Below are 20,890 nucleotides of genomic sequence, written 5' to 3' on the forward strand. Positions count from 1 at the left end.
CCAATATTCATCAAATAGATCATTGTAAGACAAACCATCAGTAATAGCCTTCTTTTTTATTTCACTTAATAAATAAGGTTTGAAATTATTTGCAGAACAAAGGTTTTCATCATCAGATTGATATTCATCTGCACACCTTAGAAAGATATATTTGACCAAATCATCCCTTTTATCAGAATAATATTGATCTGCAATCTATATTATTGCTTTTTCAAACATATATAATGTTCCTTTAGAGCTTAAAGCTCCAAGCATATTATCATTTCCTTGAATATTCATTATTCTAGGTTCTAAGCCATCATCATTATTTTGAAATTCATATTGCCATACAATTTCTTTTGTCGCTCTGTCCAAACTGGCCATTTTACTAGCAAAATGGCTAGCAAAGTGGATATACTTATCTGTCAAAACAAACCTCTGAACATCATTTCGAATTTCTTTATTTTTAAAATTATCTGTTAAATCAGAGAAAAATACTACTCCACTCTGGGGATCTATTTCCCAATAAAATTCCCACATAAAGCCAACTAATTTGTTATTCTGTTCATCTATTACAGTAGCTTCAGGTAAAGGAATAGCTTGAGGTAACCATTCACTACTAAAACCTGGGACATCATGTATGCGATGAATTAATTCGCCAGTAATAACATCAATAGATATAATGGTATGATGGTTTAGTGCTAACCATATTTTATTATCTGCAACACCAATTATTTTTTTTATTTTCCAGTCTGCATCTGTGTCATAATTATCATCATGGGGATTATCTCCAATTGTCGACAAATCGAATTCCCAAAGGATTTCACCAGACAAAAGGCTTCTTGAAGTTATTATATTTTGATATTCTCCAAAAATATATTTACCAAAAATATCTCTTCCAAGCCATTCATGAGTTTCAAATAAAACTTGATCTAATTCAACATTATATATTCCGTATGCCCTAGGAGATGTTTTTTTGTAAAACATTATATATGGAAATTTTATAGTACTAATACTAAAACTGTCATATAAAGACCTATCAATTTTTCCATCTTGTATAAAATATGGTTTATTAAGACTATCGAGTACCAAAATCATATTTTTAAATGATTGAACGCTTTGGGCATCTTCTATTTTAAAACAATCAAGAGGATTGTTAAGCGAAAAAACATTGTTACTTTGTATAGCATAATTAGAGATATAGTCAAAATTTTCAACATTTTCTATTTTTGATTTTAGCTTCATGTTTATTCCGTTTTAATAAAATTAAAGATAGTGTGATCCATACCTAATCTCTTATCATTAATAAAAATCTTAAAATCTTCCCAATCTTCAATATTAACACCATCTATATTTTTATATTGTTTAAATAATTCTGGATCAAATTTCATCTTCTAGTAGCATTGTATTATTTCTATAAACTTAATAATATTGTCCCTATCAACAATATTTTCAGTATTTATATTCTATCATTAGCAACATTTAGCATTCAAGAGAGTAGATAAAAATGCTATTATAATCGTATCAAAAATTTTCATAACCTTTTTGTGAAACTAAAAAATCCCCTAAGATTTATTCATCAAAGGGGATTCTACTGTAAAATTTAATTCTTTTAATCGCCTATTTTAATATTCTTTTTCAAAACGACTCTATCTGTAAACTTCCTAATCTCCTTAATCAGTTCCTCAATCTTTTTATCGTCAGGTTCTGGTAATTTGACTAAGCCTTTTGACTCCCTCCCTAAATTGACCTGTATCGGATGACATCTTCTAATGCACTCTACCATCTCCTCTAAATCAAAATCCATCAATGGCTCGGCTGTAACATAAGTTTCTATTCCTCTCATGGAAATTTCTTCCATCGCTGAAACTCTATCTTCCATTCTCGGACAATTCCGCATATACTCCGCATACCATCTATTCGTCTCTATTGTCGTACAAATAACAGAATATTCAAAAACGGGATGATCTATAAACTCTAAAAACCTTCGAGGATTTTTCGACTGAAAGAAATATTTATTACCCTCTCCAAATAGATTATTATTCGCTTCGTAACACTTATCTAGATTTCGTTTTATCCAATCAGATGAAATATTTTTAGCGAATAAATCGGTTCCACTACCAACGAATATAAATTTATCTTTAGTCAAATCCGTTTTTAACTCTTTCTTATCTAAATACGCTTCTTTTTGATTTTTATTTAAACTTTTCATATAACAATAGCTACAATCGTGGTAGCATTTTCCTTTAACTATATTCCAAGTATGAGTAACGAACTCATACATATTACCACTTGTCGGATTTAATCCCATATCCTGTATATTTCATAATTATTTAAAAATGATCTTGCTTCTGACTATCGTATAACAATCAGTTGTTTTTCCATTGATCTTTGGGGTTGTTTTATCTATCTCAAACCAATTATCTAAATCGGTTGCTTTCGCTTTCTTTATCTTATTATTGTAATCTACGATATCCAATGCATTGTAAACATCTTGTAATTTCAACTTTATATCCGAAGCAGATTTCGTCACACCAACCCTTATCCCTAGAACATCCAGAAACTTAATTATTTTTCTATCGGTTGATATATCAGCCTGTCGTTTATAAATCTCTCTTTTAATATTTGTATTATTATATTTCAACTTGCGGACTTCCTCTACTCCTAGTTTGTCATAAGCTTGTTTTATAAGAGGACGCTCTTCTTCTATAAGACTTCGTCTGTCATCTATATTGCCGAAATGAAATGGATTTAATTGCTCTTCTTTCAGTAAAACATATTCCTCAAATAAATCTTTGAATGAAATCTTTGCCTTCCTATTTTCTATTAATTTATCGCTAAGTATAGACTTCTTATAATTCTTCTCAACACCATCAAGTACATTGAAATTATGACGCTGATATTCATTTTTCAAAGTCACCCTTGCCTTATAGACCTGGTGCGTTATTTTATAATTTACAATGTCTATATTGATTAAATTCTCGTCAAACTCAAACCTATTATCCTTATCAGTGATATATAGCTCGTTTAAACCTTCTTTTTTCGATTTCAAGAAAGACTTTATCACAATATTTCTATTATCATCTGACACTCGATTCATTTCATCGACAAAATTCTTTGCCCTATCCCGAACCTTATAAGTATATTCTTTAAATTCCTCTAATGTAAGATGATTGCTATATCTGGTTTCCGAAAAGATATGATGAACATCGGTCATATATTCAGTATCTCGGATTCTACCACAAATCTGGACTATCAATGTCGATATATCTAACAGAGTATGCGACTTATTTTTATCACTCACGATATATATTCTACCTTCCTTATCGTATATATCGCATCCCTCAAATGCCATTGATGTATAAAAATTGATCTTCTTCACAGGGTCTAATGGTTGCTCTATTTTATAATCACCCAACTTAGATTGGTTGCTTTTCTTTCCTCGCCCTTGATTTTTATTTTCAGAACATACAACTTTCACATCTTCGGGGCATAAATTCAATCCTTTAATGGTAGACGCTATAAATTCAACACTATTCACGAAGAAGTGTAAATTCCCAAACATCTTGCCTTCAAGCCTATCCAATATTAATTGACAAACTCTCATTTGAGGATCATTGGTTATCTCTGGTGTTATATTAACAGGAACTGTATTATACCATTTAACCTCGACTACCTGTAAATCTTTCAATTCTTTCAACTGAAATTCTTCTTCAATTGGCGTTGCTGTCATAAAAGTAACCTCTCTGAACTTTCGGCTATATTCTAATACCTTCTTTATAGCTTCATTCCTAAAGCAATAACTGTTAAATAGAACATGGTATTCATCTACTAGCAGAAAGTAATCATCATAAACATCTACCCCTTGTTCTATTAAAAGCATTATCAATCGTTCCAGACTATCGTATGTAACTGCTATCTTTTTAATTTCGCGACTATTCACATAGTCTATTATCTCTTTCTTTCCGACACCTTCATATATACCGAATAAAACATCGGGATATTGCACTTCCTTATTTTTAATGAGATTAACGTAAGGCATTGCAATGATGGTATTTTTATTATTCTCTATGGCGATTGTAGTACCGCCACAACCTGTTCTACCCTTATCAAATAGACAATTAACAGGCAATTCGTCCATAAACTCGTTTAGATAAGTATATTTCTTATCCACATGGATGATCTCTTTCTCCATGATTATTAAATTGTTAGTAAAATAAATGATTTATCTCGATTCTTTTCAGACGGAAAAAATGTAGTTTATTCTTTATATAGGATTTTGGTGTTTCCCGATTAAAAAATCCGTCTATTTCATCTTGGGGTTAAGGCTATCTTATACGGTTTTTTATAACTTATCATTCTTTATAGAGGATTCAGCCATTTGCCGATTAAAAAATCCGTCCAAAAAGACAAAAAAGAAGAGCTGTCTCAGCTCTCAGTAGTTATTTATAATCTTAAATTTTCGGTGTATCTATATTTCTACTTTAAATTTTTTCAACTGATTATAACTTGGTAGGAAATATGGAGTAGAAATGTACTTTTAGCTGTAGTCTAGGGGATCAATATATTTCGATTTCCTTAATACAAATATACGGAGTATAGAAGAGTGAAAAAATAAAAACAGCAGAATCTTTAAAAATTGAGTAAAGGAGCACTTTTTTAAAGTATTTATAAATAAAAGCATTATATTAATGTAATAGTTATGCAATAATCGTGCAGATATGCTCCTTTTTTTAAGAAATAATTTTATAGCTTTCACTTTCAGAATAAAAAAAAGATTATAAAAATAAAAACTATACTTTTACAATACAATAACATACTTTAATGAATAAAGGCTCATGAAAATAAAAAAAATAAGGTTGAAGAATTTTAGGGGATATAAAGATTTTGAAATTGAATTTTCTTCTAGCCTAAATGTTATTATTGGCAAAAACGACATTGGTAAATCTACTATCTTGGAGGCTTTAGATATATTCTTCAACTCTGACAAAATAAAAATGGAGATTGATGATTTATGTGTGTATAGAAGCTCTGACAAGGTTGAAATAGCTGTTTCTTTCGAAGTTGATTTAGACAAAGAGTATACAATAGAAACAGTTCCAACATCACTAAAAAAAGAATTTCTATTAAATCGTAGCGGACTCCTAGAAGTAGTAAAACAATGGGACTTTTCTAGCGGTAAACTAACTGCATCAAGCCTAAAAACCTACCTTAATGCGAATTACCCTCAAGTCTATATGGAAGCACCTTTGATAAGTCTTAAAAATTCAGATCTAAAGAAGAAATTTGAAGATTTTGAAGAAAAAGTAAATCAACAAGGTATTGAAGCTAGAAAAACAGCAAATACTGAAATGAGATTAGCTATTTATGCAGTATCTCAAATTTCGGACTTCGAAGAAATTTATATTTCCATAGATAAAGAGGATGGTCGTAATATTGGAAACAACATAAGTAACGATTTTCCTTTGTATTTCCTATTTCAAGCAGATAGAGCAAATAAAGATACAGACAAAGAAGTGCAAGAGCCACTGAAGGCGATCACAAAAACGGCAATACAGGAAGTTGTAGATAAGTTAGAGGACGTAAAGAAATTAATAGAAGAAAAAGCACAAGAAATTGGTAAGGAGACAATTCATAAGTTAGCAGAAATGAATCCTGAGTTAGCTAGTGTATTGCGCCCTGATATGACCACTAAAGCTTGGGATAGTCTATTCTCTTTTTCGTTTTTAGGAGATGACAATATACCCATGAATAAAAGAGGTAGTGGCGTTAGACGCATGATTTTATTAAGCTATTTTAGAGCAGAAGCAGAAAGAAAAAACGCCCAAAATAAGAATGTAATTTATGCTATAGAAGAGCCCGAAACATCACAACATCCAAATCATCAGGAGCTTCTCATCTCTGCCTTAAAGGAAATAGCAACAAAAGAAACTCATACAGTAATTATGACAACTCACTCTCCTGAAGTTGCAAAAAAATGCAAAGAAGAGAATTTAGTATTAATTGATGCCAATGGGAAAAATAAATTTCTTGTAGAAGATAAATTTAAGCTAAAATCTATTGCTAAAACACTAGGAGTTAGTCCTTATTTGAGTAAGCTAGTTATTTGTGTAGAAGGTGTAAATGATCGAAACTTTTTATATAATATAAATCAAAATATCCCTGAATTGAAACAAATCATAGATATACGAGAAGAAAATATAAATATAATTCCAATGGAAGGACGTAATCTTGAGGATTGGATTAAGCGAGATTATTTAGAAGGTTCAAATGTACGTCAATTTCATTTATATGATAAAGACGGAGACGAAAAATATAAGAATTCAATCAATCAAGTCAATATTAAAAATAATGGTTCTTTCGGAATTTTAACTCAAATGTCAGCTATGGAAAATTATATTCATCCTGATCTATATGAAGACCAATTTGGTATAGCATTAACTCATCTTCTTAAAGATTGGAAGGAACGCAACATTCCTGATCTTATTATCGAAGAGCAAAATATTGATACTAAGAGTTGGGATATGAAACGGAGGAAAGCCGAGAGGAATGTTATAAAGACCATTGCGAATGGGAAGCTTTCAACGAAAATGACAAAAGCTTTGTTTGAGGATATGGGAATATATTCAGAAGTAGAGGGCTGGTTTCTTGAGATAAAAAGAATGTACGAAATTTAATATTTGAATTAAGATATTTTAACTATCACACAGAAGAGAATTTTCAAAATAGCAATCTCGTTTTGTTATCTATTGAAATATAGATATTTAAATATGAGTATCACTTCGCGAGAGTGCGATATTTCTAAAAAGCAAGGGGACAGATGAAAATATCGCGAAGAATATGAGTTTAGGCATTTTTTGTGTAATTCCCTATGAATCAACAAATCTCTATCTTCCGAGAAATTTCAAAAGGTCAGATTCCTTTATCCGATATAGCTTCCCTAGTCTTTCTGCATACAAATTTCCAACTTTTATATGCTTTCGTACGCCCTGTTGCGACATTTTCAATCTAAGAGCAACCTCTTTTACTGTCAAGTAAGCGTCATTCTTAGGTAAGATAGACTCTTCACGTACAATGTTTGAATGTGTATTTCCTTCTAAAACTTCCGAATTATCAGGTATTTGTGATAGGTCTTCGCCGTAAAACTCCTTCACTAAATCTTCTAGCCGTTCTTCTTTGCTTTTAGTCTCAAACTTTCGGATTATGCTTTCAACTCGTAAATCACTAATTCTGTCGTTAGCCTTTGCTAGAGGGGTAAAGTCCATTTCAAACATTTTTTCATCAAACTCCGAAACAGCTTTAAATGCCTTGTTTATATTCAGTTTTATTCTAGCCATTTGCCTTTTAATATTTTCAAAAGGCTCTCCTTTTTGTATTGATTTATTCACGCAATAGATGATAGCTTCTCGGATATACACATCATCAATGCGTATATCCTCGCTATCTTTTGTTGCATTAAAGAAATCCATTAACGCTTTTATGTTCCTATCTTCTTGTTGCTCTTCCATGTTAAAAATCAAGCACTTTCATAAACTTTATTTTCTCTGGGCTAAATTTATCAATATAAATCTGTAGGGTTTTAATTTGTGTATGCCCTGTCATACCCATGATTAACTGCAAAGGCATACCTTCTTCCACTAAGATAGAAATAAATGTTCGCCTACCTGTATGTGCACTAATCTTTTCGCGGCGTAAAATCACATTTTCCTCATGATGTCTTCTTCGTTGTTGCGAGACGGCTATTTTATCTCCAAACAGTTCGTATTTTTCGAGTAGGTCTTTTAATGACCGATTGAAAACTTGGTTTATCACGTTATCGAATTTATAATCATAGCTTTTGGCTATTTTAACAGCTCTAGCGACCAATGGGATTTCAGCTTTTTTTCGCGTTTTTTGTGTATTGACACGTAGGATGATCCCATTTCTAGTCTTGGTAAAATTTGTCTCTTTCAAGCTTATAAAGTCTGAAAAACGAAGTCCTGTAAGACATAGAAAGACGAAGTAATCACGGATCATTCTTTCGCTATCAGTTTCTAGCTCCATTTTAGCGAAATTTTCCAACTCTTCTCTGTTTATTCTAATGACATCAGTCGGCTCTAAAGAATAGCGATGGGAAAATATTAAGGAAGCTATCTTGTCGTTTTGGTAATACCCCCGAACAAACGCTGAAAAGCTTTCCAACCTTTTATTTAAAGTTTTATTGACCAAATTTCCTTCTGTCTTATACTTATACTGTGTTTCCTCGTCTATTTTAGGTCTTTCTTCGAATAAATAATCTATGAGGTCTTCAATAAAATATTCGTCAATATCATCTATCGTTAAAGTCCGTTTCTCATCGTATTCATAATCTTGCAGACAGTTTTTTAAGCTTTTGTAGTCTTTTAGTCCTGAAGGGAACTTATCTACCAATGAAGGATCATCTTTTTTCTTCTCATCCCATTTTTGATTAATAAAGTCCTCTAAGTCATTAACTAAATTGCTCTCTTTTAACTTTGTCCGCCCTAAATATTCGTTTATTGCACTTACCGATAGTTTGGCATTAGGGTTTAATGATAATATATTGACAATAGCATCATTTATAATTGCCATTGCTTGATCTATCTTTGCATTTTCAATTTCTGCATTATATTCTTGAGGTTTTTCCTTTAACCTCATATAGCGTCCTATATTCTTCTCATCTGTGCGAAATACAGGATAGCGAACAACAGAATTATTTTTTTTGAAATAAGCGACTAAAGCACCTTTGTAATATTTTCGAGTAATTAGCATGAGGTTATTTATTAGAACACCAAATAGAACACCTTTTATGGTTTCTCAAATATAATAATTAACTTTTATTTGCGAAACTAAAGGTGCTATAATTTAGTAATATATTGTTTATTAATTAATTATGTTTTTGTTTAAGAAACCTAAGTTTTGTAAATATACACATATTTAAATACTGGTATCCCGACGATTAAAAAGCACTTACAGAAATGTAGGTGCTTTTTTGTTATTAATAACTTTATGATTACGTAGTTATAATTTTATATATTTGGATAGGATTTTCTTTGATACATTTTCTATAATATATCAATAACTTTATCAATGATAAAAATGGAGTTTCTCTCTAAAAATCTATCCAATGAAAAGATTGCTTCTGTTAATTATTATTCCTCTAATATGTTCATCAGCTTTTGCTCATAAAGAAAGATGGGATGAAAATCGAGATTCTTGGTCACCTCTGATGGTTACAATCTATAATAATCAGATTACTGCTTATTTAGAATTGATAAAGCAGGGAGCAGATGTGAATTTTATCTCTGGAAATGAAAATACTGGATGGAAATTAACAGCTTTAGATATTGCTTTGAGAAAAAACAATGAAATTGCTGTAAAAGCATTGCTCAATACTAGCAAAGTTTTGACTCCTGAAAAATATATGATGACTGCTTCTTCTCAGAATAGCGCTCTAAATGTTGAGTTATTGATTAAATATGGTGCAAATCCGAACGAAACCTTAGATAATGGTTATTCAGTCTTGATGAATGCTGCAAGTTTTGGCTCTAGAGAAGTCCTTGAGGTATTATTGAAACATGGTGCAAAGACAAATCAAAAAAGGAATGTCGATGGCATAACTGCTTTGATGTTGGCTGCATTTAAGGGAGAGCCTCAAAAAGTAAAGCTTTTGTTGAAGTATGGTGCCAATAAATACGCAAAAGATGTTAATGGAAAAACTGCATTAGATTATGTCGAGCGGATAAATGTAGGTTCTGATGGCAACGACTCAGTAAAGAAAGAGTTGGGACTATTGCTAAAATGAAAAAGCACTTACATTGCTGCAAGTGCTTAAGAGGTATGTAGGTTGATTTGTCTTATTGAGCAGGATTGAATTCTGCATCTACTATGATGTTCACATTGTCGCCAACAAAATTGTCAGCAAATCCCATGCCCATACCAAAGTCTTTACGGTTGATTACACCTGTTACTTTAAATCCTGCAACTTGTTGGTTGTTCATCGGATTTGTTACTGTTCCGTTGTATGTAATCTGTAACTCAACAGCTTTGGTAACTCCAAGTAATGTCAGGTTGCCGAATAATTTAGCATTGTTATCGTCTATTTTTTCAACTTTAGTACTTGTGAAAGTCATTTCCGGAAATTTCTCAGCATCGAAAAAATCTGCTGTTTTCAAGTGGTTGTCGCGCATCTCAATTCCAGTATTGATGCTGGCAATTTTAGCTGTAACCTGAACATTCATATCCGAATAATCGGCTTTAGAATATGTAACTGTAGTTTCGAAGTCTGAGAAGAATCCTGCAACTTCCGAAACCGCAAGGTGTTTGATTGTAAATCCCATGCGAGAATGTGCAGGGTCGTTTTTCCAAGTTTGTACTTGTGCTGATAATAGTATAGGTAGTGCCATTGTAATAAGAATTAATAAATACTTTTTCATCGAGTCTTTTTGTTTTAGTTTGTAAAATTAAAATTACTGTTAATGTATAGTGTAAACAAATTCCAATGGAAATAAGTTCAATGGTTTTAGCTAAAGAAATATTGATTAAATTTATGCTTTTGTGTATTTGATTGTGATTTAGCTCAATAAACTTGTTGCGCTTAGTTTACTAACGATAGTTACCTAGAGGTTACTAATGGGGTTGGAAGTTAACATTTATTGAAAGTGTAGAACCATTCTGATGTGAGGTACATTGTCTTCGATGTATGGTTCTCCTATAGAAATGAAACCATAATCAGAATAAAATTTCTGTAGATATAACTGAGCTTCTATTTGAATCGTGTTCTCATTATACTCTTGATGAAGTATGGCTATTGAGCGGCTTACCAGTTCTCTGCCAATGCCTTGTTTCTGGAGTGATTGATCAACAAGTACCCGTCCGAAGGTTGCAGATCCTATTTTATCGCCCGATCGAAATAATCTGGCATACGCAATAATTTTATTGCCGCTGAGCGCACACAGATGCATCGCTTTCTGATCGTAGTTGTCCGGGTCTATATAAATGGATTGCTGGTCAACAACAAAGATTCGACTACGAAGATGTAATATTTCATATACTTCGTAATTTGTCAGTTCGTCGAAAGATTTCAGTTGCCAGTCAATTGTCATATGTCGATTTTGGTATAAAGTTAAATAATTCTTGCCGATAGCTTCGCTTTGTGATTTGTAAAAAGAATATTTTAAGACATAAATGCTATCTTTGCAGTCCGAAACAAGAAGTAATAACTAAAAGAATCAATAAAATATGATTACTACAGACCAACTCAAAGAAGTGTTGGAACGCGAGCAAGCGTTGAGGGGGTATCTTTGACATCGATGCCAAGAAAATTCAATTAGAAGAAGAAGAATTACGCACACAAGCTCCAGGCTTTTGGGATGATAATAAGGCTGCTGAGGCTCAAATGAAGATTATCCGTGAGCTTAAAGGCTGGATCGAAAGATATAACACTGTAAATGCTGCTGTTGAAGAACTACAGTTGGCTTTTGATTATCTGAAAGAGGAAATTCTGACAGAAGAAGAATTGGACGAAGCTTATAAAAATGCATTGGTTGTACTAGAGGATCTTGAGCTACGCAATATGCTCCGTCGTGAAGAAGATTCGCTAGGAGCCGTACTTAAGATAAACAGTGGAGCAGGAGGCACCGAAGGTCAGGATTGGGCCTCGATGCTATTCCGTATGTATCAGCGTTGGTGCGAAGATAAAGGATATAAAACAACCATTACCAACTTTCAGGAAGGTGATGAGGCCGGAATCAAAACAGCTACACTTCAGGTAGAGGGTGAATATGCTTATGGCTATTTGAAGTCCGAAAATGGAGTTCATCGTTTGGTACGTGTATCGCCTTATAACGCTCAAGGTAAACGAATGACATCTTTTGCATCAGTCTTTGTTGTGCCATTGGTTGATGACTCTATTGAGATCGAAGTAAACCAAGGAGATTTAACATGGGATACTTTCCGTTCGAGTGGAGCTGGAGGTCAGAACGTAAATAAAGTAGAGACCGGAGTACGTTTGCACTATAAATACAAAGACCCTGATACCGGTGAAGAAAAAGAAATAGTTATCGAGAACACTGAGAGCCGTTCACAGTTTGGCAATAAGGACAATGCTATCCGTTTGCTGAAATCTCAATTGTACGAGATGGAGTTGGAACGTCGTCGTCGTTCGACTGCAGCTATCGAGGCCGGAAAGAAAAAGATAGAATGGGGATCTCAAATCCGCAGTTATGTCTTTGACGACCGTCGAGTGAAGGATCACCGCACAAACTATCAGACATCTAACGTAAATGCCGTAATGGATGGCGATATCGATGACTTTATCAAAGCATATTTGATGGAGTACGGAGATGAAGCTTAATCTATAAATAGGATATAAACTAAAGAGAGGAATTGATAATTATCAATTCCTCTCTTTAGTTTATCAAAATAAATAATTGGACTTCCCCTTTCATCTTAGAAAATCTGTGCCAAAACTTGAGCTGGAATTACCAACTAAATGTCTCGGCACAGAAGGAAGTAAGCCTATTACTCCTTAGAAAATGAATATGGTAAATCGTCGTTCTCAAAACCTCGTTCTTTATTAGGTGTTGAGGACATTTTATAGTCAATCTTCATTCCTTTTATCATATCCGAATGATTAAAGAAAGTCTTCGTATAATCTTTACCATTGACATTCAATGACGAAATATATCTGTTCTTCGATGAGTTGTCAGAAGCTGAAAGCTCGATCTTATTTCCGTTCTCAAGAGTGATAATTGCTCTTTTGAATAGCGGAGAACCTATTACGTACTCGTCAGTACCAGGGCAAACAGGATAGAAACCCAACGAAGAGAAAACATACCAAGCCGAAGTTTGCCCATTGTCCTCATCTCCGCAATATCCATCTGGTAGCGGCGTATAGAGCTTGTCCATTACTTCGCGTACCCAATATTGGCTTTTCCATGGTTGTTCAGCCCAGTTATACAAATAAATCATGTGTTGAATAGGCTGATTACCATGAGCGTAATTTCCCATATTCATAATAACCATTTCGGTTATCTCGTGGATTTCGAACCCATAATAACTATCGTCGAATATAGGTGGTACTACAAATACAGAATCAAGCATTTGAGTAAAGCTTTCTTTACCTCCCATCAAAGCCATCAAGCCATGTACATCGTGGAAAACACTCCACGTGTAATGCCAGCTATTTCCTTCGGTGAAAGCATCTCCCCATTTGTATGGATTGAACGGAGATTGGAATTCTCCATCCTTGTTTCGTCCGCGCATTAGTTTTGTTTCAGGATCGAATACATTACGATAATTCATCGCTCTTGCACTCCATTTGCTGATCTCTTCCTCAGGACGATTCAGCTTTTTAGCAATCTGCAATATACACCAGTCGTTGTATGCATATTCTAATGTACGAGCTGTATTTTCTTTGATGTCTACATCGTAAGGAACATAGCCTAAGGTATTATAATATTCATGTCCAAGTCTTCCCGTTGAATTTACACCAGGATAAACATTTTCAGTACCATGTACCAATGCTTTGTATAATGTCTCAAGATCTTTTTCTGATATACCTTTCATTACAGCATCTGCTACAACAGAGGCCGAGTTATTACCTATCATACAATCACGATGTCCTGGACTTGCCCATTCAGGCAAGAATCCGCTTTCCAGTGCAGCATTAACCAGCCCTTGCTGAATTTCTTCGTTTACCGAAGGGTAAACTAGGTTGAGTAATGGGAATAAACTGCGGAATGTATCCCACAAACCAGTGTCGGTATACATATATCCCGGAAGTACTTTCCCGTTGTAAGGACTATAATGCATAACATTTCCACTCTCATCTATTTCATAGAACTTGCGAGGGAATAGGACGCTTCTGTAAAGACATGAATAAAATGTACGGTATTGATCTGTAGTACCGCCTTCTACTTGAATACGTCCTAAGATGTCATCCCAGTGTGATTGTGCTTTGTCTTTGATTGTATCGAAGTTGTCACTTCCAAGTTCCTTTAGATTTGTATAGGCCTGATCCAGGCTGATGAAAGATGAAGCTACACGAGCGTTAACTTGCTGCCCTCTTTTTGTGTCGAAACCGACAATCGCTCCGGCATGATCTCCTTTGTACTCTGTGGCTCCTACTGCAATCTTGCTACCGTCTTTCCATACTTCGGCGCTGGCAAATGGTGTGTCAAATTCGATCACAAACCAATTACAGAAATTTTCGGGTACACCACCACTATTGCGAGTTGTATATCCTACAACTGTATTCTTTTCAGGAATAATCTTGATGTACGAGCCTTTATCGAAAGCGTCTACTATAACTGCATTTTCGTTGCTTTCGGAGAATGTAAATCGCATGATTGCTGCACGATCGGTTGGTGCAAGTTCTGCAATTACATCGTGGTCGCCCAGATATACACTGTAGTAGTATGGTTTAGCAATTTCCGATTTGTGCGAGAATGAACTGCTACGCGCATCCTGATCAATTTTATCGCGTCCTTTTACTGGCATGATCGAAAATTGACCGTAATCGTTTATCCAAGGACTTGGCTGATGCGTTTGTTTGATGCCGCGTATCTTGTGATCGGCATAGTTATATGTCCAGCCATCGCCCATCTTTCCCGTCTGTGGAGTCCAGAAATTCATACCCCATGGCACAGCTGTTGCCGGATATGTATTACCGGTTGATAGAGCGAAAGTAGAAAGCGAACCGACCAATGTGCTAACATGATCGGAAGGGCGAACCACCTCGTCTTGTATTTCGGTGCTGGTCTTTTTGCAAGAAGTAGCCATCGAGAAGATAATGGCTATTGCTGTAAAAGAGAGAAGCAATTTTTTCATATATAATATAAATCTTAATTGATTGAGTTTAATACGTCTAATTTACCATCGTTAATCAATTTGATGATCAATTCCCCAAACAATGTATTTTGCCATGCAAACCATTCGCGGGTAAATTCTTTAGGATCGTCTTTATGAAACGATTCGTGCATAAAGCCGGTATCGGCATCTGTTGCAAGAAGCTGTTCTATGCAAGCTTTGATTTCGGCATCATCTTGCGATGTAAAAGCTTTCATCATAATGCTCATTGGCCATATCATGTCGTGACGACCTATATGTGGACTGCCGATTCCTTCTCCGGCTTTACCTTTGAAGAAATAAGGATTATCCTCACTCCATACAAAACGGCGTGTGTTTTGATAAATAGGATCATTTACATCTACATCTCCGAGGTATGGCATTGCCAACAAACTAGGGACATTTGGATCGTCCATCAGATAATAATTACCAAAGCCATCAACCTCGTAAGCATAGATCGTTCCATATTTCGGGTGGTTGTAAGTCGCATATTTTTTCAAAGCAGTTTCTACTTCGTCAGCCAAAGCTGTACATTCAGAGGCCAATTTCTCGTTTTTGTTGATAGTCAGAAGTATCTCGGACGCTTTACGAAGAGAAGTTACTGCCATGAAGTTTGCAGGTACAAGAAATTCGTAAGATGTAGCATCGTCCGAAGGACGGAATGCTGAAGCGATCAATCCAACCGGTTTTACTGGATTACCCCATCCACGGTTATTCTTTGTGTCCAGTTGACGATCGGTAACACGCAGGAAGAAATATTCTCCTGGACCATCTTTGCGTTGTTGTTCCTTCATTGTTTTCAGAACATTCTCGATAGCTTTGATCCATGTGTCGCCAAACACTTGTGTATCTCCCGTTACTTTCCAGTATTCGTATGCTAAACGAATAGGGTAGCATTGTGAGTCAATCTCCCATTTACGCTCGTAAACGTAAGGGTTTGTAGGCTCGTTGCTGACGTCAGTTGACCAACGGCTGTTTTCTTTAGCTCCGTCATTGAACGCATTTGCGTAAGGATCAATCGTCAAGCAGATAAACTGACGATTGATAACGCCTGCCAGCATATCTTTCAACTTTGGGTCTTGATTCGCATACTGAACATAAGGCCATACTTGTGCTCCCGAGTCGCGTAACCACATTGCATGGATATCACCCGTATACACAAAAGTGTCGTGCATACCGTTTGTCTGTCGATAATGAACAGTAGTCTCCAATGTGTTTGGATAGCAGTTCTCGAACATCCAAGCCAATTTTGGATTCTTCAACAATGCTTTGATTCGAGTAATCTCACTCTCCACAATCTGCGAAGTAAACAGTCTTTCTTTGACTGGCTTACGCTGAGAAGTATATTTAGATTTTACTTGACTGCTGAGGGATAAAGTTCCTATCCCTCCACAAATCAAGAATGATATAAAAAAGTGCTTTAATTTCATATTACGCTATTTTATACTTAATTAGTTGCTCCAAGCCACCTGTTCTGTGCCCATTACAAATTCTAGCTTACCTCCTTTTTGGATGTCTTCGAATGCAATGTATGGAAGTGTATATGGCTTGTCATTCAGTTTGACGCTTTGTATATATTTGTTTTCTTTCGAGTTGTTCGAAGCAACAATCGTAAACTCTTTACCTTTTCCTACATTCAAAACGGCTTCGTCTACGATTGGTGATCCGAAGTAGTAATGACCGCCGGCAGGTTCAACCTGATAAAGTCCCATTGATGATAGGATATACCAAGCTGACATTTGGCCTACGTCCTCGTTTCCTGATAATCCGTCCGGTTGATCGTGATACAGTTCAGAAAGTACTCTTCTGATCAAATCAGCGCCTTTCCATGGTTGGCCAACCATAGTATAGAAATATAGTATATGATGGCTTGGCTCATTTCCGTGTGCATATTGTCCGATCAGACCTGAGATGTCAGGAGAAGTTATGTCTCCTTCTATTTTAGAATCAACAATAAACAGTGAATCCAGTTTCTGTACGAATGCTTCTTTCGAACCAAAACATTCGATCAATCCATCTAAATCATGTGGAACAAGGAATGTATATTGCCATGCATTTCCTTCGCAATAGTCATCCTCGCGGTGGCTAGATGCATATGGACTGAATGGCGTGCGGTATTCGCCTTTGACTCCTTTACCTCTCATAAATCCAGTTTCGGGATCGAAGAAGTTTTTATATGATTTGCTACGTTTTTCGAAGAAATCATAATCTTCATTCTTACCAAGTTTCTTAGCTGCCTGAGCCAAAGACCAATCTGCCAATGCATATTCCATGTCGTATGCAACAGATTCAAGCATTTTGTCGTAAGGAATATAGCCGAACTCTTTACGGAAATTCATACCTCTATCATCTAGCATAGCCGAAGCTTTCATCGCTTCAAACGCTAATTCGTGATCAAATCCGTCAAATTCTTTCAAAATAGCATCTGCAACTACCGGAATACCTGGGTTACCCACCATACAATCAGTTTCGCAACCCATTAAGTGCCATACCGGCAACTTGCCTTGTTGTTTGTAGATGTGTAGCATTGTATTCATTATATCCGATACCTTTTCTGGATGAATGATAGTCATCAGAGGGTGTGCCGCACGATATGTATCCCACAACGAGAATGTTGTGTAGTTTGTGAAGCTACTGCCGATGTGATGATTTCCGTCAGCTCCGCGGTAATCGCCATTTACATCGCCAAATACTGATGGAGCTACCATTGTGTGGTATAGTCCTGTGTAGAATATGCGTTTAACTGATTCGTCAGCAGTTTTAATCTTAATCTTTGCAAGTTCTGTATTCCAAGCATCATAAGCTTGAGATTTTACTTTGTCGAAATCCCATCCCGAAAGTTCAGCTTTCATGTTTATTTCAGCATTTTGTGTGCTGACTGGCGATAGGGCAACTTTAACATAGATTGGCTCTGTTCCTATTTCTCCGTAAATAGCTTCTCCATATACTTGTTTTGAGACTAGTTCTGTTCCTTCTTTGGTCGTATTTTTATCATATAATTGGAATTTACTGAATGGACGAGAGAATTCGGCTACGAAATATACACGTTGATCATTAGCCCATCCTTTCGAGTAACGATAGCCTGCAATAGTGCTGTCATTTAAGATTATTAGTTTATTTTCAACAGATTCATCCCAAGCTTGGCCATTCTCCAGATCGATAACAATACGAGCATCTGTTGTTCCCTCAGCAAAAGTGTATTTGTGAAGTCCTACACGCTGTGTGGCTGTTAATTCTACATCAACGTTGTAGCGGTCTAGTTTTGTTGCATAATATCCTGGCGCACATTTTTCGTTTGCACGGCTGAAATACGACCACATACCAGTGTCGTAACTATCATGTGTGCCGCGGTTGTGATTTACGTCGCCTACAACTGGCATCAAAACTATATCACTTAGGTCTCCAATACCAGTTCCGTTGAGATGTAGGTGGCTAAATCCGATTACAGTAGTATCAGTAATATGGTATCCTGAAGTCCAATCCCAAGTTTGAGGAATACTGGTTGGACCTAATTGCACAAATCCGAATGGAACGTTTGCTCCCATAAATACGTGCCCGTGTCCACCGGTTCCTATATATTGATCTACGTATTTGGCAAGATCGGTTTCTGCAACTTCTTCCTTTGTCGTGTTGCAGGCCGCAGTGAATAGTGCCGCTCCTACAAGCATGTAACTGAATATTTTATTCTTCAGTAGGGAATAATTCTTTTTCATTATATCTTTTCTATATTAGTTTCTTATTTTCTGGAATTGAGTTCGAAAGTCAGTTTACCTCCATCAAGAAGCTCTTTGTGTGAGATACGATAGTTTTTAAGAGCTTTTCCTCCTAAAGTCATTTTATCGATATAAATATCTTCTGCTTTGTCGCGTTTTGCTTCTATAACGAGTTCTTCTTTATTCCAATATTTTTTATCAAGTTTGATCACTATACGATCAAAAACCGGACTTGTCAGAGTATAATATGGTTCTCCCGGACAATCAGGGTAAAATCCGATCATATTGAAAACAGCCCAAGCTGACATTGTTCCCGTATCGTCGTTGCCTGGTATGCCATCAGGTTTTGTTGTATAATGTTTTTCTAATAGACGGCGAACATGATGTTGAGTACGCCATTCTTCACCCTTGAAATAGCTAAATAAATGAGGGTAGGCTATGTCAGGTTCATTTGCCGGATCGTAATATCCTTTATCGAAGACCATTTCAAGCTTGTCTATAAATTTCTTTTTACCGCCCATAAGTTTAGCTAGTCCTTGTACATCGTGAGGAACATAAAATGTATAGTTCCATGCGCTACCTTCGTGGAAACCTGGGTTTTCTTCAAAGTCCATTCCTTGTTGAGGATTGAATGGCGACAAGAATTCTCCATTCGGAAGTATTGGTCGGAAAGTTCCGTATTCAGGCGAATAATAATGTTTGTATCCTAACGAACGTTTCGCAAAAAGTGCAGCATCTTCTTTCTTTCCTAGTGCTTCGGCTAGTTTTGAGAGAGAATGATCGGCAATGTAATATTCCAAAGCATGCGATACTGAGTTATCGAACTGACTGCGAAGTGGAACGTATCCCAGTTTCATGTAGTCGTTGTTATCTGGACGCATACGATTAAAGTCACCCTTAAGTGATGCGTAGTATGAATCGGGTAGGGCACCACCTTTGCTGATTGTATCAGTTGCATAAGTAATTCCCGGTGTTGTTGCTGATTTGATAAAAGCTTCGTAGGCAGTTTCTATATCGAAATCGCGCAAGCCTTTCAACCAAGTATCGGTTATGACTGGAATCGAAGGGTCACCTTCCATAGTCCATGTCTCACGTCCGTAAAGTTCCCATTTAGGCATCCAGCCCCATTCGCGATACATATCAATCATAGATCGAACCATGTCTGTTTGACGATCAGGCCAAACGAGAGTCATCAATTGATGAAGATTGCGGTATGTATCCCATAACGAGAATACGGTATAGCGTGTATTGTTTGCTTTCAGAATCTTATCACTTTCCATTGCCGGATATTCACCATTCACATCGTTCAGAACGTTCGGGTGTATCAGTGCATGGTACAGTGCTGTATAGAATACAGTTTTTTGGTCGTTAGTACCACCTTCGACTAGAATACGTGATAAATCATCATTCCATGCCTTGCGTGCATCAGCACTGGCTGTATCAAATGTTTTATTTTTCAGTTCGGTATCTAAGTTGAGACGAGCATTTTCTGTACTAACGAATGATACACCAATGTGTACTTCTACTTGCTCTCCTTCTTTTGTGTCGAAGCAAAACCAAGCTCCAACATCGTCTCCGGCTATATCTTTATGATAGCCTTCGTATATTTTATATTTTCCTTGATCGGGATCCCATGCGGCTTTTACACCATCCATTGGGCGTTGTTTTTTCCAGAAACCGCTCTTGGTCTCTTTGGCTATGATGCGCATAACGAAATAGATAGGAAATACTGCTTGTGTGTTGTAACAAAAAGTTCCAAGCATTTTCATCCCTTCTACTTCATTTTTACTATTGAATCGCAATGATGCGCCTGATTCGTTGGTTAATCCTTGCCCTAGGTTCAGCAGGATGTTTGATTTTCCTTCGGGGAAAGTGTATCGGTGTGCACCCGCCCTCATGGTAGATGTGACTTCGGTTAATATATTATACTTGGTCAGTCGGTTTGTGTAATAGCCTGGAGAGGCTTTTTCATCACTGTATCGGCTGCCATAATTTTTGTAATCAACATCCAATTCTCCAGTTGTAGGCATAATAAGTAGCGATCCCAGATCGGGACAACCTACACCACTGAGATTGACATGCGAGTAGCCGGTAAAGAATACATTGTGGTATTCGTACGGAGTCGACCACCAGCGTGCATCCTTGTCATAGACATTGTCTTTGCTCCCCATCACATTGAAAGGTACTACAGACATCATCCCGTTGGGCATGACAGCCCCGGGATTTGTGGTCCCGAAGTTTGTCGTGCCTATAAATGAATTTACCCAATCAACGGGTTGCTTATCTTGAGCCGAAGATGATACTGTAACAAAGATTAATGTAATTACAAAAAGTAAATTTTTCTTCATTAT

The 20,890-nt window shown here is 36.0% G+C and carries 15 protein-coding genes; 3 read left to right on the forward strand and 12 right to left on the reverse strand.

Annotation, left to right across the window (positions count from 1 at the left end):
* Positions 1-195 precede the first annotated feature (195 nt).
* The 4 genes from C1A06_RS15185 to C1A06_RS06410 form a co-directional block, all read right to left on the reverse strand.
* A complete protein-coding gene (locus C1A06_RS15185; protein ID WP_221405678.1) occupies positions 196-1,224 on the reverse strand; it encodes a hypothetical protein in 1,029 nt (342 codons plus the stop codon).
* 2 nt (positions 1,225-1,226) lie between these two features.
* Positions 1,227-1,370: a hypothetical protein gene (locus C1A06_RS15045; RefSeq protein WP_159461386.1), complete on the reverse strand. Its 144-nt coding sequence runs from the start codon at positions 1,368-1,370 to the stop codon at positions 1,227-1,229.
* 221 nt (positions 1,371-1,591) lie between these two features.
* A complete protein-coding gene (locus tag C1A06_RS06405) occupies positions 1,592-2,290 on the reverse strand; it encodes a hypothetical protein (protein ID WP_101689420.1) in 699 nt (232 codons plus the stop codon).
* A gap of 18 nt (positions 2,291-2,308) precedes the next feature.
* Positions 2,309-4,174, reverse strand: a complete 1,866-nt coding sequence (locus C1A06_RS06410; RefSeq protein WP_101689421.1) for a DEAD/DEAH box helicase family protein — start codon at positions 4,172-4,174, stop codon at positions 2,309-2,311.
* Positions 4,175-4,817: 643 nt separating this feature from the next.
* Here C1A06_RS06410 and C1A06_RS06415 point away from each other — a divergent pair.
* Complete coding sequence (locus tag C1A06_RS06415; RefSeq protein ID WP_101689422.1) at positions 4,818-6,656, forward strand: ATP-binding protein; 1,839 nt, start codon at positions 4,818-4,820, stop codon at positions 6,654-6,656.
* A 210-nt stretch (positions 6,657-6,866) separates the two neighbouring features.
* Here the strand turns inward: C1A06_RS06415 and C1A06_RS06420 are convergent, their stop codons facing one another.
* Both C1A06_RS06420 and C1A06_RS06425 read right to left on the reverse strand, forming a co-directional pair.
* Positions 6,867-7,487 (reverse strand): helix-turn-helix domain-containing protein, encoded by a 621-nt coding sequence (locus C1A06_RS06420; protein WP_101689423.1) that lies wholly within the window; start codon positions 7,485-7,487, stop codon positions 6,867-6,869.
* 1 nt (position 7,488) lies between these two features.
* Positions 7,489-8,748 (reverse strand): tyrosine-type recombinase/integrase, encoded by a 1,260-nt coding sequence (locus C1A06_RS06425; RefSeq protein WP_101689424.1) that lies wholly within the window; start codon positions 8,746-8,748, stop codon positions 7,489-7,491.
* Positions 8,749-9,103: 355 nt separating this feature from the next.
* Here C1A06_RS06425 and C1A06_RS06430 point away from each other — a divergent pair, with 355 nt between their 5' ends.
* Positions 9,104-9,781, forward strand: coding sequence for an ankyrin repeat domain-containing protein (locus C1A06_RS06430; protein ID WP_101689425.1), 678 nt, complete (start codon positions 9,104-9,106; stop codon positions 9,779-9,781).
* Positions 9,782-9,833: 52 nt separating this feature from the next.
* Here C1A06_RS06430 and C1A06_RS06435 read toward each other — a convergent pair whose 3' ends face one another.
* Both C1A06_RS06435 and C1A06_RS06440 read right to left on the reverse strand, forming a co-directional pair.
* Positions 9,834-10,412 carry a YceI family protein gene (locus C1A06_RS06435; protein WP_101689426.1) on the reverse strand — a complete coding sequence of 193 codons (579 nt, stop codon included), beginning with the start codon at positions 10,410-10,412 and terminating at the stop codon, positions 9,834-9,836.
* A 216-nt stretch (positions 10,413-10,628) separates the two neighbouring features.
* Entirely contained in the window at positions 10,629-11,081 is a 453-nt protein-coding gene (locus tag C1A06_RS06440; RefSeq protein ID WP_101689427.1) for a GNAT family N-acetyltransferase, read from the reverse strand.
* 136 nt (positions 11,082-11,217) lie between these two features.
* On the opposite strand from C1A06_RS06440, the gene prfB reads away from it, so the two are divergent.
* A protein-coding gene (gene prfB / locus C1A06_RS06445) for a peptide chain release factor 2 (protein ID WP_101689428.1) occupies positions 11,218-12,331 on the forward strand; the annotation gives its coding sequence in 2 pieces (ribosomal slippage) (positions 11,218-11,280 and positions 11,282-12,331; 1,113 coding nt in all).
* Positions 12,332-12,498: 167 nt separating this feature from the next.
* Here prfB and C1A06_RS06450 read toward each other — a convergent pair.
* From C1A06_RS06450 to C1A06_RS06465, 4 genes are read right to left on the reverse strand one after another with little or no spacing between them, the layout of a single operon-like run.
* Complete coding sequence (locus tag C1A06_RS06450) at positions 12,499-14,808, reverse strand: GH92 family glycosyl hydrolase (protein ID WP_101689429.1); 2,310 nt, start codon at positions 14,806-14,808, stop codon at positions 12,499-12,501.
* Positions 14,809-14,822: 14 nt separating this feature from the next.
* Entirely contained in the window at positions 14,823-16,256 is a 1,434-nt protein-coding gene (locus tag C1A06_RS06455; protein ID WP_101689430.1) for a glycoside hydrolase family 125 protein, read from the reverse strand.
* 21 nt (positions 16,257-16,277) lie between these two features.
* Positions 16,278-18,539 (reverse strand): GH92 family glycosyl hydrolase, encoded by a 2,262-nt coding sequence (locus C1A06_RS06460; RefSeq protein WP_101689431.1) that lies wholly within the window; start codon positions 18,537-18,539, stop codon positions 16,278-16,280.
* Between the two features lie 23 nt (positions 18,540-18,562).
* Positions 18,563-20,887, reverse strand: a complete 2,325-nt coding sequence (locus tag C1A06_RS06465) for a GH92 family glycosyl hydrolase (protein ID WP_101689432.1) — start codon at positions 20,885-20,887, stop codon at positions 18,563-18,565.
* Between the last annotated feature and the right edge of the window lie 3 nt (positions 20,888-20,890).

The organism is Dysgonomonas massiliensis, assembly GCF_900240225.1.
Classification (GTDB): domain Bacteria; phylum Bacteroidota; class Bacteroidia; order Bacteroidales; family Dysgonomonadaceae; genus Dysgonomonas; species Dysgonomonas massiliensis.

Excerpts from the sequence above, each read along its gene's own strand:
- C1A06_RS06435 (WP_101689426.1), bottom strand. The coding sequence starts at position 10,412 with ATGAAAAAGTATTTATTAATTCTTATTACAATGGCACTACCTATACTA.
- C1A06_RS06405 (WP_101689420.1), bottom strand. The coding sequence starts at position 2,290 with ATGGGATTAAATCCGACAAGTGGTAATATGTATGAGTTCGTTACTCAT.
- C1A06_RS06415 (WP_101689422.1), top strand. The coding sequence starts at position 4,818 with ATGAAAATAAAAAAAATAAGGTTGAAGAATTTTAGGGGATATAAAGAT.
- C1A06_RS06440 (WP_101689427.1), bottom strand. The coding sequence starts at position 11,081 with ATGACAATTGACTGGCAACTGAAATCTTTCGACGAACTGACAAATTAC.
- C1A06_RS06420 (WP_101689423.1), bottom strand. The coding sequence starts at position 7,487 with ATGGAAGAGCAACAAGAAGATAGGAACATAAAAGCGTTAATGGATTTC.
- C1A06_RS06425 (WP_101689424.1), bottom strand. The coding sequence starts at position 8,748 with ATGCTAATTACTCGAAAATATTACAAAGGTGCTTTAGTCGCTTATTTC.
- C1A06_RS06455 (WP_101689430.1), bottom strand. The coding sequence starts at position 16,256 with ATGAAATTAAAGCACTTTTTTATATCATTCTTGATTTGTGGAGGGATA.
- C1A06_RS06410 (WP_101689421.1), bottom strand. The coding sequence starts at position 4,174 with ATGGAGAAAGAGATCATCCATGTGGATAAGAAATATACTTATCTAAAC.
- C1A06_RS15185 (WP_221405678.1), bottom strand. The coding sequence starts at position 1,224 with ATGAAGCTAAAATCAAAAATAGAAAATGTTGAAAATTTTGACTATATC.
- C1A06_RS15045 (WP_159461386.1), bottom strand. The coding sequence starts at position 1,370 with ATGAAATTTGATCCAGAATTATTTAAACAATATAAAAATATAGATGGT.
- C1A06_RS06460 (WP_101689431.1), bottom strand. The coding sequence starts at position 18,539 with ATGAAAAAGAATTATTCCCTACTGAAGAATAAAATATTCAGTTACATG.
- C1A06_RS06450 (WP_101689429.1), bottom strand. The coding sequence starts at position 14,808 with ATGAAAAAATTGCTTCTCTCTTTTACAGCAATAGCCATTATCTTCTCG.
- C1A06_RS06465 (WP_101689432.1), bottom strand. The coding sequence starts at position 20,887 with ATGAAGAAAAATTTACTTTTTGTAATTACATTAATCTTTGTTACAGTA.
- C1A06_RS06430 (WP_101689425.1), top strand. The coding sequence starts at position 9,104 with ATGAAAAGATTGCTTCTGTTAATTATTATTCCTCTAATATGTTCATCA.